At 58.9% G+C, this 25,148-nt stretch carries 34 protein-coding genes, 1 pseudogene and 1 riboswitch; of the genes and pseudogenes, 15 read left to right on the forward strand and 20 right to left on the reverse strand.

Annotation, left to right across the window (positions count from 1 at the left end; all coding sequences use genetic code 11):
• Both H147_RS0117640 and H147_RS20855 read right to left on the reverse strand, forming a co-directional pair.
• A partial coding sequence (locus tag H147_RS0117640; protein ID WP_026352652.1) for a transposase occupies positions 1 to 209 on the reverse strand: 209 nt, incomplete at its 3' end.
• Between the two features lie 63 nt (positions 210 to 272).
• Positions 273 to 401: a DUF2461 family protein gene (locus H147_RS20855; protein ID WP_245541174.1), complete on the reverse strand. Its 129-nt coding sequence runs from the start codon at positions 399 to 401 to the stop codon at positions 273 to 275.
• Between the two features lie 216 nt (positions 402 to 617).
• Here H147_RS20855 and H147_RS20060 point away from each other — a divergent pair, with 216 nt between their 5' ends.
• The 8 genes from H147_RS20060 to H147_RS0117690 all read left to right on the forward strand — a co-directional run bounded on the left by H147_RS20060 (position 618) and on the right by H147_RS0117690 (position 8,825).
• Complete coding sequence (locus tag H147_RS20060; protein ID WP_019956722.1) at positions 618 to 1,043, forward strand: CBS domain-containing protein; 426 nt, start codon at positions 618 to 620, stop codon at positions 1,041 to 1,043.
• A gap of 639 nt (positions 1,044 to 1,682) precedes the next feature.
• On the forward strand, positions 1,683 to 2,144 hold the full coding sequence (locus tag H147_RS21555) for a hypothetical protein (protein WP_311135641.1): 462 nt from the start codon (positions 1,683 to 1,685) through the stop codon (positions 2,142 to 2,144).
• Between the two features lie 604 nt (positions 2,145 to 2,748).
• Positions 2,749 to 3,582, forward strand: coding sequence for a bacteriorhodopsin-like (locus H147_RS20075; protein ID WP_245541175.1), 834 nt, complete (start codon positions 2,749 to 2,751; stop codon positions 3,580 to 3,582).
• 68 nt (positions 3,583 to 3,650) lie between these two features.
• The gene (locus H147_RS0117670; RefSeq protein WP_026352660.1) at positions 3,651 to 4,502 is read left to right on the forward strand and encodes a polyprenyl synthetase family protein; all 852 of its coding nucleotides are present in this window, start codon (positions 3,651 to 3,653) and stop codon (positions 4,500 to 4,502) included.
• Positions 4,492 to 6,000 (forward strand): phytoene desaturase family protein, encoded by a 1,509-nt coding sequence (gene crtI, locus H147_RS0117675; protein ID WP_026352661.1) that lies wholly within the window; start codon positions 4,492 to 4,494, stop codon positions 5,998 to 6,000. The genes H147_RS0117670 and crtI overlap by 11 nt, the downstream gene beginning before the upstream one ends.
• Positions 6,001 to 6,014: 14 nt before the next feature.
• A complete protein-coding gene (locus H147_RS0117680) occupies positions 6,015 to 6,848 on the forward strand; it encodes a phytoene/squalene synthase family protein (protein ID WP_245541176.1) in 834 nt (277 codons plus the stop codon).
• Positions 6,835 to 7,944 (forward strand): lycopene cyclase family protein, encoded by a 1,110-nt coding sequence (locus H147_RS0117685; protein WP_026352663.1) that lies wholly within the window; start codon positions 6,835 to 6,837, stop codon positions 7,942 to 7,944. The genes H147_RS0117680 and H147_RS0117685 overlap by 14 nt, the downstream gene beginning before the upstream one ends.
• Positions 7,945 to 8,003: 59 nt before the next feature.
• On the forward strand, positions 8,004 to 8,825 hold the full coding sequence (locus H147_RS0117690) for a Brp/Blh family beta-carotene 15,15'-dioxygenase (RefSeq protein WP_245541177.1): 822 nt from the start codon (positions 8,004 to 8,006) through the stop codon (positions 8,823 to 8,825).
• A gap of 265 nt (positions 8,826 to 9,090) precedes the next feature.
• On the opposite strand, the gene H147_RS21215 is transcribed toward H147_RS0117690, so the two are convergent.
• The 7 genes and pseudogenes from H147_RS21215 to thiM all read right to left on the reverse strand — a co-directional run bounded on the left by H147_RS21215 (position 9,091) and on the right by thiM (position 13,541).
• A complete protein-coding gene (locus H147_RS21215; RefSeq protein ID WP_169379872.1) occupies positions 9,091 to 9,231 on the reverse strand; it encodes a Pam3-gp28 family putative phage holin in 141 nt (46 codons plus the stop codon).
• Positions 9,232 to 9,244: 13 nt separating this feature from the next.
• Complete coding sequence (locus H147_RS0117700) at positions 9,245 to 9,898, reverse strand: TIGR02594 family protein (RefSeq protein WP_019956733.1); 654 nt, start codon at positions 9,896 to 9,898, stop codon at positions 9,245 to 9,247.
• 87 nt (positions 9,899 to 9,985) lie between these two features.
• Positions 9,986 to 10,216 carry a hypothetical protein gene (locus tag H147_RS0117705; RefSeq protein ID WP_019956734.1) on the reverse strand — a complete coding sequence of 77 codons (231 nt, stop codon included), beginning with the start codon at positions 10,214 to 10,216 and terminating at the stop codon, positions 9,986 to 9,988.
• Between the two features lie 371 nt (positions 10,217 to 10,587).
• Positions 10,588 to 11,352, reverse strand: a complete 765-nt coding sequence (locus H147_RS0117710; RefSeq protein ID WP_019956735.1) for a 3-oxoacyl-ACP reductase — start codon at positions 11,350 to 11,352, stop codon at positions 10,588 to 10,590.
• Positions 11,349 to 12,148, reverse strand: a pseudogene (thiD, locus tag H147_RS20080) (bifunctional hydroxymethylpyrimidine kinase/phosphomethylpyrimidine kinase). Before thiD ends, H147_RS0117710 begins: the two are co-directional and overlap by 4 nt.
• Positions 12,145 to 12,753, reverse strand: coding sequence for a thiamine phosphate synthase (gene thiE / locus H147_RS0117720; RefSeq protein ID WP_019956736.1), 609 nt, complete (start codon positions 12,751 to 12,753; stop codon positions 12,145 to 12,147). Before thiE ends, thiD begins: the two are co-directional and overlap by 4 nt.
• Entirely contained in the window at positions 12,753 to 13,541 is a 789-nt protein-coding gene (gene thiM, locus H147_RS0117725) for a hydroxyethylthiazole kinase (RefSeq protein WP_019956737.1), read from the reverse strand. Before thiM ends, thiE begins: the two co-directional genes overlap by 1 nt.
• A 62-nt stretch (positions 13,542 to 13,603) precedes the next feature.
• A riboswitch (TPP riboswitch) is annotated at positions 13,604 to 13,698 on the reverse strand.
• A gap of 181 nt (positions 13,699 to 13,879) precedes the next feature.
• On the opposite strand from thiM, the gene H147_RS0117730 reads away from it, so the two are divergent.
• Complete coding sequence (locus tag H147_RS0117730; RefSeq protein WP_019956738.1) at positions 13,880 to 14,785, forward strand: DMT family transporter; 906 nt, start codon at positions 13,880 to 13,882, stop codon at positions 14,783 to 14,785.
• 51 nt (positions 14,786 to 14,836) lie between these two features.
• Here H147_RS0117730 and H147_RS0117735 read toward each other — a convergent pair whose 3' ends face one another.
• Positions 14,837 to 15,175, reverse strand: a complete 339-nt coding sequence (locus H147_RS0117735; protein WP_019956739.1) for a hypothetical protein — start codon at positions 15,173 to 15,175, stop codon at positions 14,837 to 14,839.
• 247 nt (positions 15,176 to 15,422) lie between these two features.
• On the opposite strand from H147_RS0117735, the gene H147_RS0117740 reads away from it, so the two are divergent.
• Positions 15,423 to 15,587 (forward strand): DUF2805 domain-containing protein, encoded by a 165-nt coding sequence (locus H147_RS0117740; protein WP_169379874.1) that lies wholly within the window; start codon positions 15,423 to 15,425, stop codon positions 15,585 to 15,587.
• The gene (locus H147_RS0117745; RefSeq protein WP_019956741.1) at positions 15,584 to 16,153 is read left to right on the forward strand and encodes a pyridoxamine 5'-phosphate oxidase family protein; all 570 of its coding nucleotides are present in this window, start codon (positions 15,584 to 15,586) and stop codon (positions 16,151 to 16,153) included. The genes H147_RS0117740 and H147_RS0117745 overlap by 4 nt, the downstream gene beginning before the upstream one ends.
• Positions 16,154 to 16,183: 30 nt before the next feature.
• Here the strand turns inward: H147_RS0117745 and H147_RS0117750 are convergent, their stop codons facing one another.
• From H147_RS0117750 to H147_RS0117800, 10 genes are all read right to left on the reverse strand, one after another.
• A complete protein-coding gene (locus H147_RS0117750; RefSeq protein WP_245541178.1) occupies positions 16,184 to 16,555 on the reverse strand; it encodes a dihydroneopterin aldolase in 372 nt (123 codons plus the stop codon).
• Between the two features lie 93 nt (positions 16,556 to 16,648).
• Positions 16,649 to 16,858 carry a hypothetical protein gene (locus tag H147_RS0117755; RefSeq protein ID WP_019956743.1) on the reverse strand — a complete coding sequence of 70 codons (210 nt, stop codon included), beginning with the start codon at positions 16,856 to 16,858 and terminating at the stop codon, positions 16,649 to 16,651.
• A gap of 145 nt (positions 16,859 to 17,003) precedes the next feature.
• Positions 17,004 to 17,636, reverse strand: coding sequence for an NAD(P)-dependent oxidoreductase (locus H147_RS0117760; RefSeq protein ID WP_019956744.1), 633 nt, complete (start codon positions 17,634 to 17,636; stop codon positions 17,004 to 17,006).
• A gap of 480 nt (positions 17,637 to 18,116) precedes the next feature.
• Positions 18,117 to 18,479, reverse strand: a complete 363-nt coding sequence (locus H147_RS20690; RefSeq protein WP_245541180.1) for a CIA30 family protein — start codon at positions 18,477 to 18,479, stop codon at positions 18,117 to 18,119.
• A gap of 135 nt (positions 18,480 to 18,614) precedes the next feature.
• The gene (locus H147_RS0117775) at positions 18,615 to 19,088 is read right to left on the reverse strand and encodes a DUF427 domain-containing protein (RefSeq protein WP_019956746.1); all 474 of its coding nucleotides are present in this window, start codon (positions 19,086 to 19,088) and stop codon (positions 18,615 to 18,617) included.
• A complete protein-coding gene (ubiG, locus tag H147_RS0117780; protein WP_019956747.1) occupies positions 19,085 to 19,798 on the reverse strand; it encodes a bifunctional 2-polyprenyl-6-hydroxyphenol methylase/3-demethylubiquinol 3-O-methyltransferase UbiG in 714 nt (237 codons plus the stop codon). Before ubiG ends, H147_RS0117775 begins: the two co-directional genes overlap by 4 nt.
• Entirely contained in the window at positions 19,788 to 20,609 is an 822-nt protein-coding gene (locus H147_RS0117785; protein ID WP_110571043.1) for a methyltransferase family protein, read from the reverse strand. Before H147_RS0117785 ends, ubiG begins: the two co-directional genes overlap by 11 nt.
• Positions 20,610 to 20,611: 2 nt before the next feature.
• Positions 20,612 to 21,556 (reverse strand): NAD(P)/FAD-dependent oxidoreductase, encoded by a 945-nt coding sequence (locus H147_RS0117790; protein WP_019956749.1) that lies wholly within the window; start codon positions 21,554 to 21,556, stop codon positions 20,612 to 20,614.
• Positions 21,553 to 22,770: an FAD-binding domain-containing protein gene (locus tag H147_RS0117795; protein WP_026352667.1), complete on the reverse strand. Its 1,218-nt coding sequence runs from the start codon at positions 22,768 to 22,770 to the stop codon at positions 21,553 to 21,555. Before H147_RS0117795 ends, H147_RS0117790 begins: the two co-directional genes overlap by 4 nt.
• Positions 22,771 to 22,982: 212 nt before the next feature.
• Positions 22,983 to 23,369: a thiol-disulfide oxidoreductase DCC family protein gene (locus H147_RS0117800; protein WP_019956751.1), complete on the reverse strand. Its 387-nt coding sequence runs from the start codon at positions 23,367 to 23,369 to the stop codon at positions 22,983 to 22,985.
• A gap of 286 nt (positions 23,370 to 23,655) precedes the next feature.
• Here H147_RS0117800 and H147_RS0117805 point away from each other — a divergent pair, with 286 nt between their 5' ends.
• From H147_RS0117805 to H147_RS20695, 4 genes are all read left to right on the forward strand, one after another.
• Entirely contained in the window at positions 23,656 to 23,838 is a 183-nt protein-coding gene (locus tag H147_RS0117805; protein ID WP_019956752.1) for a DUF6900 domain-containing protein, read from the forward strand.
• Between the two features lie 14 nt (positions 23,839 to 23,852).
• Positions 23,853 to 24,083, forward strand: coding sequence for a hypothetical protein (locus H147_RS0117810; RefSeq protein WP_019956753.1), 231 nt, complete (start codon positions 23,853 to 23,855; stop codon positions 24,081 to 24,083).
• Between the two features lie 91 nt (positions 24,084 to 24,174).
• Positions 24,175 to 24,711 carry a DUF3489 domain-containing protein gene (locus H147_RS0117815; RefSeq protein WP_043700341.1) on the forward strand — a complete coding sequence of 179 codons (537 nt, stop codon included), beginning with the start codon at positions 24,175 to 24,177 and terminating at the stop codon, positions 24,709 to 24,711.
• 275 nt (positions 24,712 to 24,986) lie between these two features.
• Positions 24,987 to 25,148, forward strand: a 162-nt coding sequence (locus H147_RS20695) for a helix-turn-helix domain-containing protein (RefSeq protein ID WP_019953608.1), incomplete at its 3' end; no start/stop codon positions are given.

Genomic DNA, 25,148 nt, shown 5'->3' on the forward strand with positions numbered 1-25,148 from the left:
TCGATCACCGGTTCTGGTTCGGCCTTCGCGGCGTCCCCAAAAACACCAGTCGCACCCTCAAGCAGCTGGTCCCGCCACTGTTTGATCTGGTTCGGGTGAACGTCGAAATCCTGTGCCAGCTCGATCAGCGTCTTCTCGCCCTTGATCGCGGCCACGGCCACTTTCGCCTTGAATGCCGGGCTGTGATTCCGGCGCGGTCGTTTTGTCATCATCATCTCCTCGCTTGCAGCATCATGCTGCTGTTGCGCGGAAAATCCACTTATCCCAGTTGTTCAAATTTGCGCAGCCACCTCTAAGTTACGCAAGGCATCGTCACGTTCGGCGCGATGCTCATCCATCCAGACCTTACGATTATTTATCGCGAGATCTGCAAGGAACGTAAATGTTTCTGGCTCTACCATTGTTGAAACTCCTGTTTCGCTGTCACTGCGTGCCTTTCGCTGGTTGTGAGACAGTGACACGCTAACTTCCGAAGGATATAATTTAATCAAGAGTATCACCATGCCGGAAGAAGCTGTACGTTCCGAAAACCGCTTAATGGACCGGCAGAGTACAAGTCAAAACAGAAGCCTTTTACACGGTCACCAGACACAACTGTCTTTGACGCCGTGTCCGCGATGGCAGAAAAGAACTATTGTTCTGTCATTATTGTTGACGCCGATAACAAAGTTATTGGCGTGGCGACTGAGCGCGATGTGATGAACAAGGTTGTGGGCAAAGAACTGGATCCCAAAATCACCCCGCTATCCGCTATCATGACAAAAGATCCGCGAGTGGTGCAGGAAACAGATGATTTGCTGGATTGGCTTCGGATTATGTCAAACGAACGGTTTAGGCGCTTGCCAGTCGTCGACGCTGATGGGCACATCAAAGCTATGTTCACACAGGGTGATTTTGTGTCTTACACGTGGCCAGATCTGATCTACCAGATGAAGTCGATAGCGACAGCGACAGTCGTTAAAAATTGGCTATTATTCCTGATCGGGGGCGGTGTTACACTTTATTCTATCGTCGTGGTCATTGTGATCAGCATCGTCAATTAACCGAAAGGCCGGTAACTGGACCACCGCGCGTGGTTATTATCGGTGCTGGGATGGCCGGGCTGGCCTGTACAAGCAAATTGGGCTGCGCACGCGTTACGCCAATCATTTTGACAAGGGCCGTGGCATTGGTGGGCGCATGGCGCCCAAACTTATCGAACAGAAGCGGTTTGACAGAGGTGCAAGATATCACGGCGAATGAAGATCGTTTTGCCGAGGTGCTGGGTGACCTGCAAACAAAGGGTGCGGCAGCCAAATAGGATGACGGTTCAGGCTGTTCGCGTTTCGTGAGCGTCCCCGGAATTTTGGGATTGCACCGCGCGCTGTCTGAATGCTTCGACATTCGGCAATTGGCGCAGGCCAGCGCCGCGTTCAGCGCGCAGCATCTAGAGGACGATCCAGCAGCGATATCCGCGAGGATGCTTCCGCTTTTGTGTGATCAGCTCAGCCTGGCTACAAATCAAGTGACCCACGCAAGCGCGCATTGTTGGCGCTATGCCCGCGTGACTGTGCCCTTTGGCCGGCCGTTCTTGAAACTGACCGTGTCACTCTATGCCGGCGGCGACCGGTGCATCGGCCCACGGGTTGAGGATGAATGGATCAGTGGCGACGCGATTGCGCAAGATATTTGCAGACCCTTTCATGACCGATGATCCGCGTATTGCACGCCAAATCACGCTGATCCGGGAGGAAATGTCGCCACCGCCGGGTGCAGGGCTTGTGCGTATGGCGCTTGGTTTGGGTATGATATGCCACGCGCTATTTGCTACTGTGATCCTCTCGATGGTTCTGGTGTTGTTGTTTAGCCTGAGCCAGAGTTTTTGCACCGTGCCCTGGCCGTGGGCGATACTGGCCAACGCAGCCTTAATCGTACAATTTCCACTGGCCCATTCGACCTTGCTGACAAAAAATTGCAATGGCACCTTACAACGCCTTTTCCCCGGACCATACGGGGCAACACTCGCAACGACGACATGTGCGGTCATCGCGTCCGCGCAACTTTTGGCACTGTTTACCCTATGGAAGCCATCGGAGATCATCTGGTGGCAGGCTGAGGCTGCTATATTTGGGCCATCAGCACGGCCTATGCGGTTGCGTGGTTGATCGGTGGTAAGGCAAGTTTCGATGCTGGCGTTGAGGTACAGTCAGGTGCGCTTGGCTGGATATCCCTGATGGTGCGTATCCGGCCTATATTTCCTGACATACCAATTCAAGGCCCGTTCTGCCCGATCCGCCAACTGATCTATTTGGCCTTCGCCCTGACGCTTTGGCTGGTGCCTGTGTGGACGCCAGACCAACTGGTCCTCACGGTGAGCTACACAGCCTATTGCCTGTTTGCGCCACGCTTCAAAGAACGCTGTTTTACCGCACGGTACGGAGCGAAATTCGATGCCTTTAAGACGACAGTCCCATATATATCTTGCCATGATGACAACAGCTAAAATAATGGACACAGCTTGAACGTCGTTCAGGTCGGCGAATTCCAGTAGTCGCGGGTCTGGGTGAAAGGGTCAGGATTTTTGCGGGTCTACTATGCCACATGTGCGCAACTGCCGCGACCAAAGTGAAAATCCACAGAGACCGTTGTTTTTATTTGATAACTTTTCGAAAATTTGCAAACTTCGAAGAGGTTGCGGCTTTTTGACGTAGCAGTATGCCTGCGGCTTTTTGACGTCGCAGTATGCCTGCGGCTTTTTGACGTAGCAGTATGCCATTGAATACGAACGAGCAGAACTATCCTCCTTTTCATGATGTTGATTGGAGAAAACACATGGAAACTTTATCGATAGGTCAATACGAATTGATCTATAATGCGTTCTCGTTCGGCTTCGCGACGCTCGCGGCTGCAACGTTCTTTTTCTGGCTCGGTATTGGTCAGGTAAAACCACAGTATAAAACCGCTCTTGTTGTAACTGGTTTGGTGACATTCATCGCGGCCTACCATTATTTCCGTATCGGCCAAAGCTGGAACGAAGCGTATGTGCTTGCGGACGGCGCATACGTCGCCAGCGAAAAGACCTTCAACTCTGCATACCGGTATGTGGACTGGCTTTTGACTGTGCCGTTGCTTTTGGTTGAACTGATTTTGGTGATGAGCCTCACGCGCTCTGAAACAGTATCGCGCGCAACAAAGCTTGGTGTCTTGGCACTGATCATGGTTGCACTGGGTTATCCGGGCGAAGTCTCTGATTCAGGTAGCGTTCGCTGGATCTTCGGTCTGCTGTCGATGATTCCATTCCTATGGATCGTCTACGAGTTGTACGTCGGTCTGGGCAAGGCAATCGAAAGCCAGCCAGAGAGTGCACGCGGTCTTGTCAGAACCGCACGTAACGTGACCGTCGCCAGCTGGTGCTTTTACCCCGTCGTCTATTTTGCAGGCGCAATCGGACTTGAAGGTGCAACTGCAACGGTTGTGGTCGAAGTCGGCTACACGATCGCAGACATCGTCGCCAAAGCCGGCTTTGGTGTTCTTATCTTCTTGATTGCCATGCGCAAAAGCGAAGATTCCGAAGCCAAAGAAACTCTGACTGTTCCAGCATAGGATCAGCAAGGACCGCCCCCTAATATTATGGGGGCGGTCATCCTTCTCAAACAATTTGGACGCTTTTGATGCTCGATACACAGCGGCACTCAACAGTCTTCGTTGACGACGTAGACGCCGAGATTGAACAACTTATTTCACGTGGTCCAAACCGAGTGGCCGACGCGGCACGATACCATTTCGCGGCAGGCGGGTCGCGCGTGCGCGCCCAATTGGGTCTTGATGCGGCTGCAGGGCTGGATTTGTCACGACAGGCTTGTATGGCCTGCGCCCTCGCGCCCGAGCTGTTACATAATGCATCGCTGATCCATGACGACTTGCAAGATGGTGATCGGATGCGCCGTGGAAGGCCTGCCGTCTGGTCGAAATATGGTAAAGATATTGCGATACTGACCGGCGACTTTCTCATTTCGATGGCCTATGCGACGATCGCACAGCATCCTAAGCCTGCAGTGGCGCTTCGTGTGATGCACGATACCATCACGATGACAATTTCTGGGCAGATCAATGACTTGGGTGCGACGCAACCGCCGCCCGAGGAATACGAAAATGTAGCTGCCAGCAAGTCTGGGCCGCTTCTTGCATTGCCGGTCAGGCTCGCGTTGGCCGCAGCAGATATGCCGGGCCAAAACATTGCAACACGTGTTGGCCGCGCTTTATCAGTTACTTATCAGATACTTGACGATATTTGTGACCAAGACGCGGATCTTAAACACGGCGCAACCAATATCTGCCTTGCCTTGGAAGCCAGCGGGCAATCGCGCGCATCTGCAAAGATCATTGCCTGTGCGTTGGCGCAGACATCTTTAGAGGCCGCACGACTGGACGCCAACAGCCTTTCCCAAAGTGCCGGCGCTGCGTTTCTATCTCTGGCAGACCAACTTGAAACCAAATTGAAGGATGTATCCGATGCCACGTGATGCCAGTTTTTCGTTCACACAATCCGCCATTGTTGCGGGTGCTGGATTTGGCGGTATTGCAGCAGCCCTGAGGCTACGCGCCAAGGGCTATGATGTGCACCTCATCGATCGTTGCCCCCGTCTGGGCGGACGGGGGCAGGTTTTTGAAAAAGATGGATTTCGCCATGACGCCGGACCAACCGTACTGACAGCGCCTCATTTATTTGAAGAGTTGTTTGCGTTGTTTGGCAAAAAAATGTCGGACTATGTGACTTTGGTAGTGCCCGATCCCTGGTATCGATTTCAGTATCACGATGGCGACACGTTTGATTACGGCCCGACCGACGCCGCGACTGAGGCTGAGATTGCGCGCATTTCACCGGATGATGTCGCAGGTTATCGGCGGATGGCCGCGTGGTCCAAGAAAATCTACGACGTGGGTTTTACCAAGCTATCAGCGGTACCGTTCCATTCACCCGCTTTCATGATTAAACAAATCCCGCATCTTCTTAGGCTTCGCTCTTTTGAAAGCGTCTGGTCGATGGTGGCGCGGCATCTCAAACATGACAAATTGCGGCGCGCGTTTTCAATCCAGCCGCTTTTATTGGGGGGCAATCCGTTTTCGACAACAGCCATCTACGGGATGATTAACCACCTCGAACGTGAACACGGTGTCTGGTTCGCAATGGGCGGCACCGGTGCACTTGTCGATGCGTTTGAGCGTCTGATGCGGGAGGAAGGCATCACTGTATCGCTGAACACGACCATCGCGCAGATCAAAGTCGAAAATGGTCGGGCATCCGGCGTCGTGCTGGACACAGGCACACAGATTGATGCTGACGTCGTTGTGTCAAACATGGACCCGGTTCATGTCTACCGTAACATGCTGCCGCAGTCGGACGTTTCAAACGTTGCCAAAGTCCGCGCAAAGGCGTCGCGCCTGTCCATGGGTCTGTATGTCTTGTATTTTGGGGCCACGACGACATGGCCCGATGTGGCGCATCACACTGTCTGGTTTGGTGAACGCTACAAAACCCTGCTGCGGGATATCTTCAAAAAGAAGAAATTGGCCGATGATTTTTCACTTTATGTCCACAGGCCAACCGCGACGGACCCCAGCTTTGCACCAAAGGGATGCGACAGCTTTTATGTGCTATGCCCCGTGCCAAACTTGGCCGGCGGTCAGGATTGGGCCACAGAAGGGCCAAAATTACGCGACCGGATTGTTGCTTCGCTTGAGGCCACGATGCTGCCCGGACTGGCGGAACACATTACGGCAGAGTTTGCGATGACGCCTGAGGATTTTAGCCATGATTACCTGTCTGTCGACGGTGCCGGTTTTTCACTTTCCCCATTTTTTACGCAGTCAGCATGGTTTCGTTTCCATAACAAAGGCGAAGGGATCGAAAACCTGTACTTTGTGGGCGCAGGCACACATCCCGGTGCGGGACTGCCAGGCGTGGTGTCATCTGCCAAGGTCTTAGACAGCCTCGTGCCTGTTGCGGAACCGGTCTTGTGAACCCCGAAACTCTGATGGCCAAACATGCGCGCAGCTTTGCGCCAGCGGCATGGCTGCTACCCCGCTCCGACCGGTTACGCATTGCACGGCTATATGCCGTGTGCCGTAGCATTGATGACATTGCCGACGAAATAGGTGGGGACGTTGGTTTTGACCGTCTCACAAAACTACACAGCGCTCTTGGTCATACGGCCCCGCGAGACCACCTTGCTGTCGAAGCCCACGACTTGTTCAAAGACCGGCCAATTGGGCTAGGCGCTTTGGCTGATCTTGTCGCGATGGCAGCGAAGGATACCGGAGATACGTGCTTGAGCGACGCCGCCAGCCTTGACGCCTATTGCATGGGGGTCGCCGGAACCGTTGGGGTCATGGTTTGTACGCTGTTCGACATCGACAAGATCCATCATCCAAAAGCTGCAGATCTTGGAAAAGCCATGCAGCTGAGCAATATCTGTCGTGATGTGGCGGACGATGCCCGGATTGGGCGCAGATACCTGCCTTTTGATCTTTGCCCTTATCCGCCAGAAGCGATTATTGTGGGTGATCCAGCTGCACTAGATGCAGCAGAATCTGCAATGGCCAGCCTTCTTGATCAAGCGGATGATCTGTACCGATCGGGGAAATCGGCACTGGCCGTTCTTCCCTGGCGGTTGCGCCTTGCCGTTGCGGCGGCAGCGGCAATGTATGCCGGGATCGGGACAGAACTGCGGTTGCGACGTTTGCAGCCACTTGCCGGACGCGCTGTGGTGCCTGTCGCGCGCAAGGCTGGCTTGGCTTTCGGTGCGATAGCCCGAGAAATTATTGAAACACGGAACCGCGAAAGCAGGTCCAAACATGCAAGTGCCTGATTTTGATGTTGCGATTTTGGGCGGCGGTTGCGCAGGGCTAAGTCTTGCCGTGCGTTTGGCGCAAAGCGATCTGTCCGTGCGCATTATCGAACCGCGCCAAGAGTACACAAATGATCGCGCCTGGAGCTTTTGGCGGACGCGAGCCGATCCATTTGAGGATTGCGTAAGAAAAGAATGGTCGTCTTGGACCATTGCAGGTCCATTGGGCTTAACGGCACGTAGTTCATCACAGATGCGCTATCAGACGGTCGAAGCAGGTACTTTCTATCATCGGGCCTGCGAGATGATTGCGAAAGGTTCCAATATGACCCTGTCGCTTGGCGTTTCGGCCCAGAGTGTTGCGCATTCAAGCGCGGGTTGGCAGGTTCACACCAATAAAGGCACCTTCACCGCAGCGACTGTTGTCGATACGCGTCCTCCGCGCCGCATTCCGACCTATGGTCAGTTCTTTCTTGGCCGCGAAATTAAAACTGAAATACCGATTTTTGACCCAGATGTTGTTCAGCTTATGCACTTTCGTAGCGGCTACAGCGCAGGCGTCGATTTTGTGTATGTCTTGCCCTTTGCGGTCGATCAGGCGTTGGTCGAGGTCACATCATTTGCCCCGCACAATCCGGGTCATCAGATATTTACACGGTGGCTTGATGCTGAAATCGCAGTACTAAATCCCGGCCAAACAGAAGTCCTGCGGACCGAAGCGGGCGCACTTCCGATGCAGGCAGGGTTTGCCGATCTGAAACACGACAATGTCATCCACATGGGGCTGGGTGGCGGTGCGGCGCGTCCATCCACCGGATACGCCTTTACACGCATTCAATCGCAAGCAGATCATGTGGCTGCAGCACTTATCGCAGGTGAATTTCCTGACAGTAAGCTTGATGGTCGTGTGACACACTTTATGGACCGCGTTTTTCTACAAGTTCTGGCAGCCGCACCAGCACGCGGCCCGGCAATGTTTCAAAGCCTGTTCCGAAATGCGCCCGCCAACCGGTTAGAACGCTTTTTGTCCGGATCGACACATCCGCTGGACCGTCTGTCCGTCATGGCCTCACTGCCGCCGCTCCCGTTCTTGCATGCTGCAGCATTTCCAAAGTGATTTACCCCCAGATCTGGCAAACGTGGTTCTTCGCCGTCAGCGTTTCAGTTGCAGTTTTAATGACCTTTTTGATGCAGCCCACGCCTCACACCCAGATGCTTTTGCTGGTGCCAACTGTTGCCGTACTTGGCCTGCCGCACGGTGCTCTTGATCTGCCAATCGCACAAACACTCTGGCCCTTGCACGGATGGCGCGGGAATATACGGTTCGGATTACTTTATATTGGCTTAACGGCGTTGGTCATCGGGTTCTGGATACTATTTCCCGGTCCTGCACTTTTCGCGTTTTTGATTTATTCTGCCTTACACTTCTCGGGCGATTGGGCTGAGGCGACACCGTCGCTCCGTTGGACAGGAGGGATCGCAACGATTGGCGCGCCGGGTCTGTTTTGGCAAGCAGAGGTATCAGACCTTTTTGCATTTCTCGCGCCCGCGCCAGCTGCGGATCTCGCAGCGATGGCTCTGGCTTACGCTGGTGGGACAGCGTTAACCTGCTACACCGTGACCTTAATATGGCTTCCTGCATCGCGGACACGGGCAGCGGTAGAGCAGGCCATCATCTGGTTCGCAGCGGCCTGCCTTTCGCCACTTGTCTACTTTGTTCTTTATTTCTGTGCTCTGCATTCGTTGCGCCATTTGACTAATGCGCTTCAGTCCGTCGAGAACACACGCCAAGCGATGCGCGCTGCGACAATTTTATCAATAGTAGTAATTGTTGCAGCGTTTATAGCTTTCGCGATTTTGCAAAAAACAGAAACATTTATTCTAGAACAGACCATCATGCGGGTCGTGTTTATCGGTCTCGCTGGTCTCACTGTGCCGCACATGCTCCTCATAGATCGGTTTCAACGACACGGACGTCGACCACCCTCAGAAAGGTGATCTTATCTACGTCTCGCTTGTTGAACCCGACTGCTGTGAAATGGCGGATTGAATTCTATCTGTTTAAATCCAACAGACTGACTGAAATGGAAAAATTTTCCGCATCGCAGAGAGCTCCCGTACTGCGAGGGTGAGCAAATGCCGCTTTAGCATTCGCTGCGGCAGGGAAATGGAGCTTTGTCCGCACTCCGATCACTCAAGATGGACGTCTCGAATGAACGCTCCGCAGCCGCTGGCCCTACTTTGCCCGCTTGTCGGCGACCGATCAGACTACCGACCCGGTGGTTAGAAGCGCGCCGATGACCGGTTCAATGTTGGAGGCTTGGACATAGCCTTTGGCCACCAGCACGGTGCCAGCGACAGTCAGAACTTGGTGGATCAGCGAGAGCATTGCAGGTTTCAACATGATTTTCTCCTATTCAGACTTGATTGGTAGATCCGAGGAATTCGCCCGGCTTAATCGTCCGCAAGCGTTGCTGACGGGGCATTATGGTGACAGGCCAGCGCGCGCCAAGGAGGCGGGACTTGGCGATGCGGGCGATGGTGACGGCATCGGACTGGTTGCCGCCCAACACGTAAAAATGCGTATCGTCCCGCCCCATCGCGAAACCGACGTGCCCACCCGAGCCGCGCGAGAACACAAGCACCGCGCCGGATGCCGGCTTTTCCTCCTGCCTGAACAGCAACCAGTTGCGTGCCCAGAAGGGATTGGTGCCCAGCGCCCCCAGAAAGGGCTCGTCTGGCAGCGCCACGCGAACACAAGTCTCCACAAAATCCCCGCACCATGGGTTTTTCGATGGATCGCCAAGGGACCGACCGTCACGCTTTAGCCAATCCATCAACCATGTACGATGTCGGGCTTCATGACGGCCGAGAGCAGATTTGGCCTTAGTGATCCAAGGTATCGGACCCTGCGGCGCTAGGGCTGCCGCGCGCCCGTTCGCGGCCAGCAGCGCCTTCATCGCGAGGGCGGTGCGCAGTCCCCAGAGGCCGTCAATTGCGCCAGTGGAATGGCCAAGCTGATCTGACCCAGTCTGGATCAGGCGGAGGGGATCGCTGGTGTTTGCATTCATGAGAAGGCTCCTTTCGCCCGTCGCTGGGCAAGAAAAAACCGCCTTCCGGGCGGGTCGGGATGGATCTGTTAGTTGCGTGCGCGTTGGTTAGTCGGTGCGGCCGCGCTGGAAGGCTTCGAACATCAGATCCCGCATGGCGCGGATGTCGGTCTCGATGCGTTCCACGCGGTCGGCTTCGGTTTCGCGATCTTCGGCGCGCTGGCGGTCAACACGGGTGCGCTCAGCCAGAAGCTCGCGGTCGAGCCGCAAGAGCCTGGCGTCGTCGGAAAATGCTTCTCGTGTCATGGCAACCAGCAGAATTAAGGTGCCGCCGATCAAGGCGGTAATGCTGTGATCGCGAAATGCTGGCGCAGGCTTCCATCGCCGCGATGCAGGACTGTTGCTCACCCAAGGCCTTCAGCTACTGCGGGCGGGATAACTTCCGGCGGAATACTACAGAGCCGCCGATTCCCGCGCCGTGCGCATGAAACACGTTCCTGAACAAACCTCGGCCAAGGATGCCAACCTATTTCATAAATCCTCCTCTGCTAGTGGTGTTCCAACACCCGCTACTTTGGTAGGTTGGGTGCCGCCGGGGGCGCCCAGCCCATCGCTTAACCTTTGCATGCAAGGCTAACGCAGGTGGGTCGCATAGGTTTGTGGCATCGCGGGACTCCCAAGGCCTATCCGCTGGAGCCCCGCTAGTTTTTTCACCCGAATACAAGCCCACCATCGACGATCAGATTTTGTCCCGTCACGGCCCGCGCCCATGGCGATGCAAAGAACAGCACCGCGTCTGCCATATCCTCTGGCGTGGTCACCCGTCCCAGCGGCGTTTGTGCGGCTATGATGTCGAACACGGCATCAGGGGTGGCGGCACTGGCATCTGTTGTCCGCAACAAACCGCCAGACACCATGTTAACCGTGATCCCCATCGGCCCCAGCTCCTTGGCCGCTGTCCGGGTAAAGGCCAGAAGTGCGCCCTTGGCAGCAGTGTAATCGTGATAGGGCACGACGGGATTTTGCATTAGGTTGGTGCCGATCGTGATGATCCGACCGTAACTCTGTGCCGCGCAGTGGGTTTGCATTGCCGCAAGGCAGTTCAGCGCACCACCCACCGATGTTTCGGTCTGCCGCGCGATATCGGCCCAGCTCATGCGGTCCAGATGTGCCCGCGCATCACCGTTGAAGGCGAAATCAGCCAAGGCGTTGTGGACCAGCACATCCGGGGCGCCAAAGCGTGCGGTGATCTGATCCATCATCGCCCCGACTTGTTCCGGGCTTGTCACATCCGCCTTGAACGCGCCAGAAAGGGGACCAAGCTCGGTGGCGAGTGCTTCAGCCGCCGCCTGGCTGTTGCGGTAGTTTATAGCGACCCGTGCGCCTTCGCGGTGAAAGGCGCGGGCGATGGCGGCTCCAAGGCCGCGGCCTGCGCCGGTGACAAGAACGGTTTGATCAGAGATTGGGCGCGTCATAGAGTGTTTCCTTTGAATAGAGCGTGAAAGTGGTGGGTCGGGCCATGGCCCATCCCGACCGTCAGGGCATCTGCGGTCGCGATGGCGCGGGCGACATAGGCCTTGGCGTGCGCTGCGGCCTCAGGCAGGGTCAGTCCAAGGCCCAGATGTGTCGCCAGCGCCGAGGACAGTGTGCAGCCTGTGCCATGGGTCTTGCGACGCGAACGCCGGGCAGCCACACCAGTTCTTCCGCACTGGCCAGAAGATCCGGGCAATCGTCCCCGCCCAGATGGCCGCCCTTGAGCAGCACCGCGGGAGGACCAAGCGCCAGCAGCGCGCGCGCTTGGTCCTCCATGTCGGTGCGGGTCATAGCCTCGGGTAGGTCAAGTAGGTCGGCGGCCTCGGGCAGGTTCGGGGTGACAACAGTTGCCATCGGCAACGCTGCGCGCAAGGCGGCAACCGCTGCGGTCTGCAACAGCCGGTCCCCGCTTTTGGCAACCATCACCGGATCGAGGACGATGGGTGCGTCAAGGCCGGACAGCCCGGCGACAACTGCGCCGATGATCCCGGCATCACCCAGCATCCCGATTTTGACCGCATCCACCCGAATATCGGCGCGGATCGCTGCAATTTGTGCCGTCACGAAATCCGGTGCGACCATCTGCACGCCAGTCACACCTTGGGTGTTCTGCGCCGTAAGTGCGGTGATCACGGCCATAGCATAGCCACCATTGGCCGAGATCGTTTTGATATCGGCCTGAATTCCCGCGCCACCCGACGGGTCAGACCCCGCAATCGACAGGATGTTGGGGATCATGCCGTCGCCCATTCTGCCAGCAGGGCACGGGTTGCAGCCTCGGAGTCGGGTGCGCGGGTCACAGCGCTGACCACGGCCATGCCGACGGCCCCGGTGGCGCGCACCGCCTTTGCATCGCCGGGCTTCAGGCCGCCAATGGCATATGTGGGCATCGCCGCAGCCGCCACAATTTCCGCCAAACCGTCAAAGCCGATCGGGGTGGCATGATCGGGCTTGGTCGGCGTGGCCCGCACTGGGCCTGCGCCGACGTAATCCACACCGGGCGGGATTACGCGGGCTTGCGCCACAGTCTCGATGGACAGACCAAGGATCATTCCGGGGGGCATCCGTTGGCGAATGGCCGCCGCGTCGCCATCGCCCTGACCGATGTGCAGCCCATGCGCGCCGGTCGCCAGCGCGACCTCGAGCCGGTCATTCACGATCAGCCGCGTGCCAAGGGCGGTCATTTCCGGCAAGAGTTGCCGTATAAGCGCCGCCAGATCGTTACTGGACGCGGTCTTGTGGCGCAGTTGCACCCACGCAGCCCCACCCCGCGCCGCCGCGCGCGCCTGTTCGACCACGGGAAGGTCTGCGCTGGGATCGGTGATCACATAAATCGGCCCCATTATGCGCGGCTGACCTTTGCGCCTGCGGTCACATCCTGCGGCGTCAGGGCGTAAAGTGCATCCAGAAACGCCACCTGAAAACTGCCGGGACCATTGGCCCCTCGCACCGCGCATTCACCCGCCAGCCCGAAATAGGCCAAAGCGGCCACAGTCGCGGACAGGGCGGGTTGGCCCACCAGAAACGCGGCGATCACCCCGTTCAACGAACAGCCCAAGGCGGTCACGCGCGGCATCAGCGCATCGCCATTCGCCACGCGGAATCCTTGGATTCCATCGGTGACATAGTCCACCGGACCAGACACCGCGACCACCGCACCACAGCGGGTAGCAAGGTCGCGCGCGCTGGCCTCGGCTGCGGCCACCGGGTCGGCACTGTCCGCGCCGCGCCCTGCGCCGCCAAGCCCTGCCAACGCGAGAATTTCGGACGCATTGCCGCGAATGACCGTTGGCCGCAGAGCCATAAGCCGCGCGCAGACATCTTGTCGAAACCGCGTGGCCCCCACGCCGACGGGGTCCAGCACCCATGGCCGATCGCTCGCCGCCATCGCCTGCGCGGTCATCTCCATCGCCTCGGCCCAAGCCGCATCCAGCGTGCCGATGTTCACGCTGAGCGCCTGTGCGAGGCCCGCAAACTCTACCACCTCTTCGCGGGCATGCACCATGGCGGGCGATGCCCCTGCCGCCAGAGCCACGTTGGCGGCGATATTCATGGCCACATAATTGGTGATTTGGTGCACAAGAGGCGCTGCCGCCCGCATCTTGGCAAGAATTGCTCCCATGTCTTCCATAACGCTCCCTCGCTGTGTGCAAGGGGCCATTGGGATGCCCGATATAGCCACTAGAGGCCAAACGGGGGACACCACAGACTCCCTACGCCAGCATTATCTGGTTCAGGTTCAAAGGGTACTTCTCAGTCCGGATACCCGGACGCCCCTGTCGCGAATGTCAAAAAATGCGATTTCAAGGTCCGCGTCAAGCAGGTTATGGATGGTATGTCGGGTTTCGGTCGTGCCACGTCGGGGCTTTGAGGCTGCATGTTGGAAAAACCGGTTCAAGGGTTGAGCCGGAGGCGCAAGCTGCTTCGAAGGGGGTTTAGCGACGTGATGTTGCCTCAGGGGAAAAAGACATGAACACAGCCTTCCTTGCCTCCGTGATTGTGCTTTGCGTTGGTGTCTTCTGGGGCGTATACTGGGTGCCTGTGCGCGCAATCGCAGCGCTTGGGCTGGATGGCGCATGGGGAACAGGCGCGATCACCTTGGCGGCGATGTTGTTCCTGCTGCCGTTCGTTGCGGGAAAGACCCATCTGGTTCGGGACACTGGATTGGTTGGTGTGGTGTCGATTACGCTGGGCGGTGCCGCCTTCGCGCTGTATTCCATCGGGTTTCTCTATGGCAAAGTGGCGCTTGTCGTCCTTTTGTGGTTTTTCAGCCCGGTCTGGAGCGTGCTGATCGCCAAATTCGTTCTGCGATGGCAAGTTCCAACACTGCGGTTGATCGCAATTGGCGTGGGGCTTGCCGGATTGTTCATCATGCTGGGTGGTGAGGGGAGTGTGCCGGTTCCGCGCAGTCTGGGCGAATGGATGGCCTTCATCGGCGGTCTGATCTGGGCAGGTGCTACCGCAGGAATGCGCCTGAAGTCCCGTGTGCCCCCGCTGCCTGCGGCGTTCGTGTTTGCATTGGGTGCGACACTGACCTCGTTTGCCGTCGCCCCGTTCCTTGAACCGCTACCCGCAATCGCTGGAGAAGATGCGGTTTGGGTCGGGATCACGGTGCTCGCCACGGGTGGGCTATGGTGGGGGCTGTCGATTGCCGGCCTGATGTGGGCCACCATTCGGCTTGACCCGGCTCGGGTGGGTATCCTTCTGATGCCCGAGGTGATTTTCGGTGCGCTGACTGCCGCCATCTTTGCCGGTGAAACGCTATCTGCCAGCGAGATGATCGGTGGTGGGTTGGTTATTCTATGCGGGGTCCTTGAGGTTTGGCCAACGAAAGCGAATGCCGGGCATCCGCGAGCGGCAAAGAACGCGCCATAAGCGGCGATGAATCTTGATCGCTGCCCAAGGGTCAGGCCTTCGCCGCGCGCGTCAAGACCGGGGTAGCCTCAGCTTGCCGCGCCACGCAAGCGACTTCTGGTTAAGCACCGCAAGGTCGATCTGGTCTGTGATGATCTGTTCGCAAAGCTGAACCGCAGCCAAAGCTTGAGTATGACTGAGGTGCTTGTAGGCAGGCCGGGCGATGTGGTCATACCAGACCCCTTCGCAGATCGTATCCAGGACGATGTGCTGAAAACAATGGTCGTTCCGGACGGGCCAGTGACGCTTTTCGCCAAGCGCGAGGAATGGCATGACCGTTCGCGTCAGATGAACGTAGCGCGCAACCGGATTGTCGGGCGGCGTTTGCAGGAAGTCGAAATCGTGTTGCATCTGGTCCTCGCCCCGACAAGCAGTTCGTTCGTTGCCGTCGAGCGAATGTAGCGCCTGTTTGGTGCCGCGACCACAATCACCGGCAGAAACTGAAATCTATCCAATCCAATGGCTATTCATCGCGTTGCCGCCAAAACGTTTATTTGCAGCGCTGCAGTGATACCTTGACTTGCCGTAGCAGCGGCGCACTTCGGATGTTATAAGACAGCCCGTGCTCGACCCGGCAACCCTTGGTGAAATCATCGAGATGGCGTTAAGCGATAACGACAGTTTCGCTGCAATTAAAAACCTGCATGGGCTTGGCCCTGACGCAGTCAAAACCCTGATGCGGCAAAATCTGAATACTGGCAGCTACCGCGCATGGCGCAGGCGGGTCCGGGCATTCTCTGACCGGCGCGAGGTATATAAATGACCTCGGATCTGCACCCTTGGGCGGCTGATCTGTCCGGCCTCTACGCGCAGGTCTGGACGCGGCTTGTGCGCGGTGTGCGCGACCGGCGCGCCCCGACCCGTCATCCGACCTTGGCGACGGTCACGCCAGATGGCAAGCCGCAGGCAAGAACGGTGGTTCTTCGCGCGGCGGACAAAAGCACAGGGACACTGGACATTCACACCGATCTGCAGTCGTCCAAAGTGGCGGATTTGCGTGCTACACCCTTTGCCGCGCTGCATGTGTGGGATCAAGCTGCGCACCTGCAGATGCGGTTGGAGGCCACGGTGACGATCCTGACCGGGGCGGATGTGGCAGCGCTATGGGCTGAAGTTCCGGATGCGTCGCGCCAATCCTACGGCAGCCTGCCCGCACCGGGGCAACCGATTGCACAGGCGCTTGATTATGCAAAGCAGCCCAACCCAGAAAGCTTCGCGGTCCTTCGGCTGACCGTGCAGACAATTGATGCGGTGCATCTTGGGGCCCACCATCGCCGCGCCCGGTTTGATCGTGATGCCCGCTGGGCCGGGACATGGCTCGCGCCCTGATGCGGCGGACGCAAGGACTGTCCGGTGCAATCAGACCGCCGCGGGACGCTGCGCCGTCAGCGCTTCGGCATCCAAGGTCAGCCGCACGCCAAGACTGCCTGATCCGGCCAGAACGGGCCGCTTGCGCAGGCAGATATCCAGCGCCTTGATTGCGGGGTAAGCGGCGCAGGCATGGACGATGCGTGTCATCAACCGCTCTTGCGTTTCGTAAGGACACGCGCGCGCCAAGGCATCGATTTCGCGGATCAGCGGGTCATAGTCGAAAACATGCGCCATCCCATCCTGCGCAATCAACACGAGGTCCGGCGCGATGGTCAGGGTCAGGTCAAGCAGATGCGCCTCGGGCACAACGTCGCCCGTGCCGTAGGTTCCGATCCGGGCCGCGACCTTCAGGTCTTTCAATTCGATTTGGCTGTATGCAGGCAAGGTCAGAGCTCCGGTAAATGTAAGAAAATCTTTTGGCCCGGCGCATTTCGGTACTTGGATGGCTGCATATCAAACGTCGTCGTCCATGAGATCATCGTCAACGAGGTAAGGACCCACCTTCATCAATTGCTGGGTCAAAAGCGCCTTGTAACGACGCTGGCGCCGACGCGCTTTCGCACCAGAGGCGCGCCAGTCTTCACGCTTGTCCTGGACAAGCTCTTCAAGATCGGCGGCAACCGAAATCTTGTGCGCGTCGGAAGGTGAGGTTCGTTTTGCCATGGGCAGGTTGTAGTGGTCCTTTGAGCGGCGACAAGGCACCTCGCGGCACAGCTGACGGCAGCGGTCCTCTTTTCGGGGGCAGATTTTACGCCTACCGCTGTAAGCATCGCGACGATGCGCCTGACAGCCCCTGCAATGGATGCTGTCAATTGACCAGCACGGGTGCCTCGCGCAGATATGTGCGATCTTCGATCTGTTTCACAAGAAAATCGGCGACACTTGCGCGGGAAATGATCCCGTTGCGCCACGACGCTCGCTCGCGAAGCACCTTGTAGCGGCTGGATTTCGGGCCGTTCAGCAGCACGCCGGGCCGCGCAATTGTCCAGCCCAGACCGCTTTGCTTGATCAGGTCTTCCTGACGGGTCTTGTCGTCATAGGCACGGCCAAACACGATCTGAAACGGCACGCGTTGCAGCACGCCGATACTCGTCCGGCTGTCGCCAGCCCCGAAACCTGTGACGCAGACAAGACGCTTGACCGATTTTTCCGTCATCACCGCGACAATCACACGTGTCGCATCGGAAAACAGATGCACGGGTTTAATAAGGTCGCCAAAGCCCACGCCAAGTGTCACGATCACGGCATCGACGTCAGCGAGGGCAGCTTCGACATCTTGCTGGTGCGTCGCATCACCTTGCACCTTTTCCAGTCGCGGGTCGGACAGGGTCATAGCGGCGGCAGACCGTGCGAAGGCGCGCACCTCATAGCCAGCGGCCAGTGCCGCCTTGGTCGTTGCCAACCCAATACCCTTGCTGGCACCAACGATAAGAACTTTCACAACGAAACCTCCAGTTTTGACGGTAAATGATGTCCGGGAATGTACACCTGACGAAGCTTAGGATCAGGATGGTTGACGCATGTCTTTTCTGCGGCTCTGTCTAAGCCGGTTTGACCCAGCGACAAGCTGCGGCTGCGATGACAATCCACCCTCAATCATGCTCTCCATCGCGGCGGCGTCCCGCTCCGCGCATGAATAGCTTTGGCCGCTTGGCCGCGACTGTAAACGTGGCTGCCGTGACCGCAGCAGCCGCAATCAAGACCGCATGACCAAGTATGCTGGCCGCAAGAAACGTATAACTTCCGATCGCGACACAGAAATTGACCGCCCACATAAAGCCCAGCACCTGCAAAACATGGTGCCGGGTTGCGACATCGGGAATATGACGAAGGGGGCTGACCCTGTGATCAAAAATGAAACGCCATACAGTCACGACAATGGTTTTGATATCTCTGAGTATGGCTTCGGTCCTTGCGCTGATTATAGCATTAGATTTGTTGGTCGCGTCCGACCCGTATACAAAAGGAAATATAGCGCTGGACCGCACCTTTCCCAGCTTTCCAAGACCTCGAACCCTGCCTGATCGTACTTCCAAGGCAGCAACTTGCCCCCCGTGCGCAGATAAACAAAGTAACGCTGGGTATTGCCGCGCACGACAAGCCGCACGCCGGTTGTGCCCTCGGGCGGCCTCCTGACCAGATCAAGCCGCATCTGGATGGACCCACCGCGGTTGGCGGTGCTGACCCGGCCCGTTATACGCGCGCAGGATTGGCCGTCTTCGAGCGCAAAACTGACATCGCCGGTGGACAGGCCCCCATCACCTGATCTGTGAAGAACCGCCAACGGGTTTCCGGCTGCATGGTAAAATCCTCAAGAGTAGTTGGCCCGGTTGCAGATCCGTCAGCCAGCGCGGGCGGCATCGCCGCACAAAAGCGCGTTGCAAGAAAGACCGCTCCAAAAGTATCCGCATGACGACCTTTACCAATGTCGCGTGCCGGGCGCGCCCTTGATCTGGCCGTCCAGATTGGGCGTGACCCAGCCGCCGTAAAAGTCGCCCGGCTGCGGGATGACGCGCAGATCGCCGACCCATGCCTTCTCCATCAGCCCGGCATAAAACGCGACATAGCCTGCAAGGGCCGCAAAACCGGCGGTGGGGCTGTCATAGCACCACGCGGCGCGGGCGGCGATCTTGCCACCGGAAATCACATCGAAATAGCACGCGACGCCCTTCCACTCGCAAAAACTGCTACCTTGCACCGGACGCAGGGTGGCTTGGATGTCCTCGGTTGGCAGATAATAGCTGGGGGCGTGGTGGGTTTCCAGCACGCGCAGGGCTCCGGTGGTTTGGGCCACCACCGCCCCACCCAGCCAGATCATGATCCGCTGTGGCACAGGTTCCAGCGCAGGCGGGCGGGGGTAGGATTGCACGTTTTCGCGTAGCATTTCGGTCATGACAAAGCCTCAGCCAAGGGTTTGCGCGCGATCCCCATATAGAGGATGGCGGTCAGCGGTAGCGGCCCGAAGGTCAGATCGAACCGGCGGTTGATTCCGCGCGGGCCAAGGCCGGTCACAGTGCCCGGCACCAACCCTGCACCTTGTATCGCGGTGCGCAATTCTCGTGGCTTGATAAACATGGCGGGGTCATGCGTGCCGCGCGGCAACAGGCGCAGGATGTCTTCAGCGATGGTGATGGTGGCAAGCCGGGCCAGCGGGTTGCGGTTGATCGTGTCAAACAGGAACAGCCCGCCGGGGCGCAGGGTGCGGGCGACTTCGGACAGAACCTTGTTCAGGTCAGCGACGTGTTCCAGCACATCGACGCAGACAACAGCGTCAAAACTGCTGTCACCATAGGGCAGAGCCTCGCCCACGCCGACATCATAGCCGATGCGCAAACCTGTCGCGCGGGCATGGGTGCGGGCGGCGTCAATGGCGTCCGCTGCCGGGTCGATGCCGGTGACATCTGCGCCGCGCGCCGCCAATGCCTCTGCCATGAACCCCCCGGCGCAGCCCAAGTCCAGCACCGCTTTGCCCTGCCAGTCGATCTGGCGGTCGAACCATTTCAGCCGCCCCGGCACGAGGTTTTTCAGCGTGCGCACCCAGCGGATATCGTCCGACCACCAGCGGTCTGCCACTTTGTCATAGATCGTCAGGTCATTGCGCATCGGGCTGGTCCTTCGGCTTGGTCAGGCGTGGCAGAATGTAGGGCACTTCGGCGCGGTAGCGATAAAACCTTGCGCCATAGCGGGCGGCGAACCGACGCTCCTTCAGGCGCGGGGCCAGCAGGCAATAGGCGGTCAGGCTGATGGCCAGAACCAGTTGATCCGGCGTCCAGACCGGCGGCGTCCACAGCGTCAGCGCGAACGCCACATAGATCGGCTGGCGGATCAGGCGAAACAGGCCGCTGGTCGGCATGTCGGGGAACACCGGACGGATCCGCGCCAGAAGCGACATCCAGCCGAGCGCGCCCGATTGCACCTCCGCCCCCGCATCAAAACTGGCTTTCAGCAGGATCAGCCAGCTGGCCGCGTAAGCGGTGGTCATGGCGAAGAGCGCCACCCCTTCGGCCCGCCACCAGACAATGCCCGACGGTGTCCACAGCGCAAACAGCGCCAGCAGCTGGACCGATGCAATGATGGCATAGGTGGTGGTGGCCAGCGTTTGCCCATGCGGGCCGGGGATCAGCCGCGCCAGAAGCCGCCCGCCGCGCCCGGTCAGCAGCAATGAATGGACCAGCGGAAATTGTGCGATCAGGGCTGCGTTAGCCAGCGCCGCCATTGGCCAGGGCACGGTGCCGAGGCTTTCGCTCAGGCCAAAGAACATCGCCGCGATCATCGCCAGCACGGCGCTGGCGAACAGCGCATGGCACAGCACACCAAAGGTCAGCGCAAGTGCGATCCGCCCCAAACCAGAGGGCGGGCGCAGGGCGGCGCGGATCAGCGTGATAAGTCGGGCGATGCGCGGATCGGTCCACATGGTCATCGCACCCGCTTATTTTGGGCCAGCAGATCAGCGGCAATGGCGGTACCGCTGTCCCACGCCGCCTCGATCCGCGCGCCAAGGCACCAGTCGCCGCCCAGATAAAGGCTGGCATCGTCGCTGCGCAAGAACGGCTGGCCAAGCGGTTGCGTCACCCGCGCATAGCGCCAGCGGTGGGTGCTGGCGTGGGTTACGGTAGCGATGTGTGCGCCCAGTCTGTCGCACAGCAGAGGCAACATGCGGGAAGTCAGGGTGGCGGGATCATCTTCCAGATTTGCCATGCTGAACGCCGCACCGGCCTGCGCCACCCACAGCGCGCCGTGCCCTTGGGGGCGGCCCGGCTTGGCACTGTCTTGCGCGATCCATGACAGCGGGTCGTCGGGATCTCTTCGGGTGACGAAGGGTGCTAGGCCCGGAACCGCCGCCATCAGCGTCAGGCAGGGGGCCAGTTGCACTTTGCCAAGGGCTGCGACCAGCGGGTGATCCACGCCCAAAAGCGCCGCCACCTGCGGCGCGGGCACCGTGACCACCACCTTTGCCGCGGGCAAAGTGCCGTCAGCCAGATGCAGCAGCCAGCCCCCTGCATCAGGGACCAGACGCAAAACTTGGGTATTTTGCCGAATATCCAACCCTGCCCCAAGAGCCTTGGGAAGGGCCGACATGCCCGGCACGCCCACTGTGTGCGTGCGCCCCGTACCATCTGCCCATCCGGCCAGCGCGCCCGCGTTTTCCAGGCCATCCAGCACGCTCGCAAAGCCAGCGCCACGCGCGTTCACATATTGCGCCCCATGATCGAACTGCAAATCCCCCGCCCGCCGGGTGGCCACGCGCCCGCCAATGCCACGCCCCTTGTCCAGCACAACGGATGCCATGCCTGCGTCGGCAAGCCTGCGCGCACAGGCCAGTCCGGCGATGCCCGCACCAATGATGATGACAGGCGTCATGCGGGCAGCACCTGTTCGAGAATGTGAGGGATGTTTTTCCTGACCTTGAAGAACCCCGCCGTTGCATGGGGCCAGATGGCAGCATCCCAATCGCGCCGCCATTCGCACAAAGTTATGCCTGCGCGCGCGAGCGATGGGGCCGCCTCTTCCAGCCAGTCGTGCAACGGTCCTTGGGTGATATAAGGCGTGGCAATCTGTGTGGCGCCTGCCCCCGCCGCCCATTTGGCAAGGGCTTCGGGGTCACCTGCGTGCAACGCCGACGGAGCTGCGCCGATTCGACGTGCAGCATCAGCCAGCGTGCCTGCTTCAAACGCAGTGACCAAGCCTGAGACGGGCAAGGGGGACCGCAGATGGCTGGCGCTCAGCGTGGCGACAGTGCGGATATCAAGGCTTGTGAGGTTGAAATCCTCAAGGCGGCAATCTTCATCCGTGATCAGCAGGGCCGTGGGCACACCGGGCTTCGGGGCGGTCACATCCCGCAAAGGCAGGACGGAAGGCAGGCCCTCGGGTTCCGTCGCCTCCAGCCCTTGGGTGACTTCCGCTAGATCAGACCGCCGCGGGGTGAACCGACCGGCGGTAAAGGTCGCAATGTTCTGCGCATCCGCCGGATAGGGTTTGCCGCGTGTGTGCAGCCCTGCGGCCCAACGCCAGCCAAGCGTGTTGGACGCGGCATCGCCGTCCAGCAGATGCCGGTAAAAGAAATCCGCGCCCAGCCGCCATGGCAGGCCAAGGGTAAATATCCAGATCGACGCGAACCACATCCGCGCGTGGTTGTGCAGATAGCCGGTATCGATCAATTCCGTGGCCCATGCATCAAAACACTCCAGACCCGTTTGACCATTCATCGCGCGCTCCACATCCCGGCGCAGGCGGCGGTCGCGGTCAAGGGCAGCAAGGTCGGCCTCCAGCCCGGTGACATAGCTCGCCCAGATCTGCGGGCGGCGCTCCAGCCAGCCTTTGAAATAGCCGCGCCAGATCACCTCCTGCACGAATTTCTCGGCACTCTCGGGGCCGTGTGCTGCCAGCGCCGCCGCTACGGCATCCTGTTCCAGCACCAGCCTGCGCCGGATATAGTGCGACAGTACCGACACCGCCTTGTGCGCGCCTGCACCGTGGTCGGTGTTGCGGCCGTTGGCATAGCGACGGCCCATGCGGGGGATGAAGGCTTCCAAGATAGCATCGCCAGCGGCGCGGGTGGGGGTCCAGTCGGTCATCAGGTTCATTCCAAGGGTTGATCGTAGTGACAGGTTTCGACCATCGGGCGCAGTGCCACGCGCTTGCAGTGCGCCAATAGCGTAGCAGTGGGTTACACATCGCGGTCAATGCGGGCGGCCACGCTGTCTGAGTACCACACACGGGGCCCGCGTTTGTTCGGCAGCGCAGCTCCGCCGCTGTGATTGTCGTTGGGCAAATGCGTGCTCCCGTGTCAGGTGGGGACGCGCTGTTTGCGCAACTGGCGCAGGTGCCAACGGTAGATCAACGGGGCCAGCACATGATCATAAGCCGCACCCGCGATCTGGCTGATCCCCGGCAAGCCCACGATCCGGCCCAGCAGACGATAGCGTGGCATCTGCGCCCAGAGCACCAGAAACGCCGCAATGCCGGACGTCATCACCCCGTCATGCAGCACATAGAGCCTGTGCGCCGCCGTATCGGCATCCAAACCCCACTGGTCGCGCGCGTCCGTGTTCAGATCATCAAACCTGATCGGCAGACCCGCCTCGCCCGCATAGCGCGCGTAATGCCCGATTTCAAAGTTACAGACCGGGCAATTGGCGTTGTAGAGAACGGATGTTTTGGTGCTTTTTCCCATACCGCCCAGTTAGATTTACCGCCCATGAAGTCAAACCGATGGCCCCTGCGCTGTGACGTCCTATGCGACCGGGCTAACCTGTCTGGCTCGCAGCGTGAATAGCCTCGCGCGGTATTGCAGCCTTGTTCGCCAGATTCATCTGTACTGAAGAAATGCGTAGCTACGCAGACATCCATTAATGTAATGATATTGCTTGTTATTCAGTTGATTATACTCGCCACCAGAGCGAATCTGTGTGCAGCAAAGTGCAGCCAAACGATGCAACTCACCCAAGGATGACCGAGCCATGACCGCAAAAACCAAAGCCCCCAGCGAAGCCCTGCTGCTGGAAATCGCCACGAAGCATTTTCATCTTGAGACGCTGGAAACCCGCAACAGCGACAGCCTCGACTTCCACGATGTGTCGGTCTGGTCGATCCGCGCCGCACTGGAAGCGGCCTTCGCCGCTGGCCAAGCCACAGCCCGCTGAACAGGAGAGCAGCCATGACCATTCGCCGCGCCACCACCTCGAATGACAAAGCCCTGAACGCCTTCATCTCCGCCAAAGCCGAGATCGACACGATGCTGGAGCGCCTGACCACACTCAGCGATGATCATTTTGAAACCAACCCGGACGAGATCAACTGGGGCGACGTTGGCACCATGAACCACTACGCCAGCCTGCTGCGCCAGATCACCGACAGCGCCTTCAAGGAGGGCGAATATTCCGAGTAAGGCGACCCCGCCTTGAGCCTGCCCCGCGATGGCGGGGCTTGGCCTCATAGAAGCGTGCCGCATCCCGCGCGCCGTGAACTCAGAGGCCACTATGATCAAACTGACAGAAACCCAAACCATTATTCTCAGCGCCGGAGCCCAGCGCGCGAGCAATCTCGCGATGCCGTTGCCCAAGGGGCTGCACGGCGCTGCCGCGAAAAAGGTCATCAGCATGATGATTGGACGCGGCTGGCTCGAAGAGGTCGACGCTGACCTGCGCAAGCCCGAGCCGCTCTGGCGCGAGACCGGCGATGGTCACGGCACCACGCTAATCGTCACCGACGCAGGGCTACTGGCCATCGGAGTCGAGCCGGTTGTGGTGCAAACGATGGCTGCGATCCGCCAACGTGCCGCCCAACCTCCCGCACCCAAACCGCCAAGCCTGCGCGCCGGGACCAAGCAGGCGCAGATCATCGCGATGTTGCAGCGCCCCGAGGGAGCAAGCGTCGCCGAGATGGTCGAAGCGACATCGTGGCAGGCTCACACGGTCCGGGGCGCAATCTCGGGCGCGCTGAAGAAGAGGCTTGGCCTGACGATTGTCGCCGAGAAGGTTGAGGGTAAGGGGATGGTCTACAAGTTGCCCGCCTGAGCCGTCCTCGACCGTTGAGCTAGGCTGTCGCCTGCGACCGGACTGCGATCATTCATTGCCACGACAGAAGATCGCAGGCCGCCGCCTTTAGGATGTCCTGCGTCAAAAGCAGTTCACATGGGTAGATCTCGCCCGGTTCCGGCTCTCCCCGTTATCCAGTTGTGTTGATTGTCACTGAGAACTGACCCGGCAGCAGCAGAAATTGTCATCGAGAATTGACCCATGTGCAACCTTACCCCGGCTTGAATCAGCTGGGAGCACTTGGAGTGATAGACATGGGATTTTTAAAAGTTATCCGGAAATGGGCGCTGCGTGACAAGATGCCCATTCGCGAGATCGCGCGGCGGACGGGCGTGTCTCGCAACACGATCAAGAAGTATTTGCGGGAGGGGATTGTTGAACCTGCGTTTCACGCGCCAGATCGTCCCAGCAAGCTG

The sequence above is a fragment of the Yoonia vestfoldensis DSM 16212 genome, assembly GCF_000382265.1.
Classification (GTDB): Bacteria; Pseudomonadota; Alphaproteobacteria; order Rhodobacterales; family Rhodobacteraceae; genus Yoonia; species Yoonia vestfoldensis.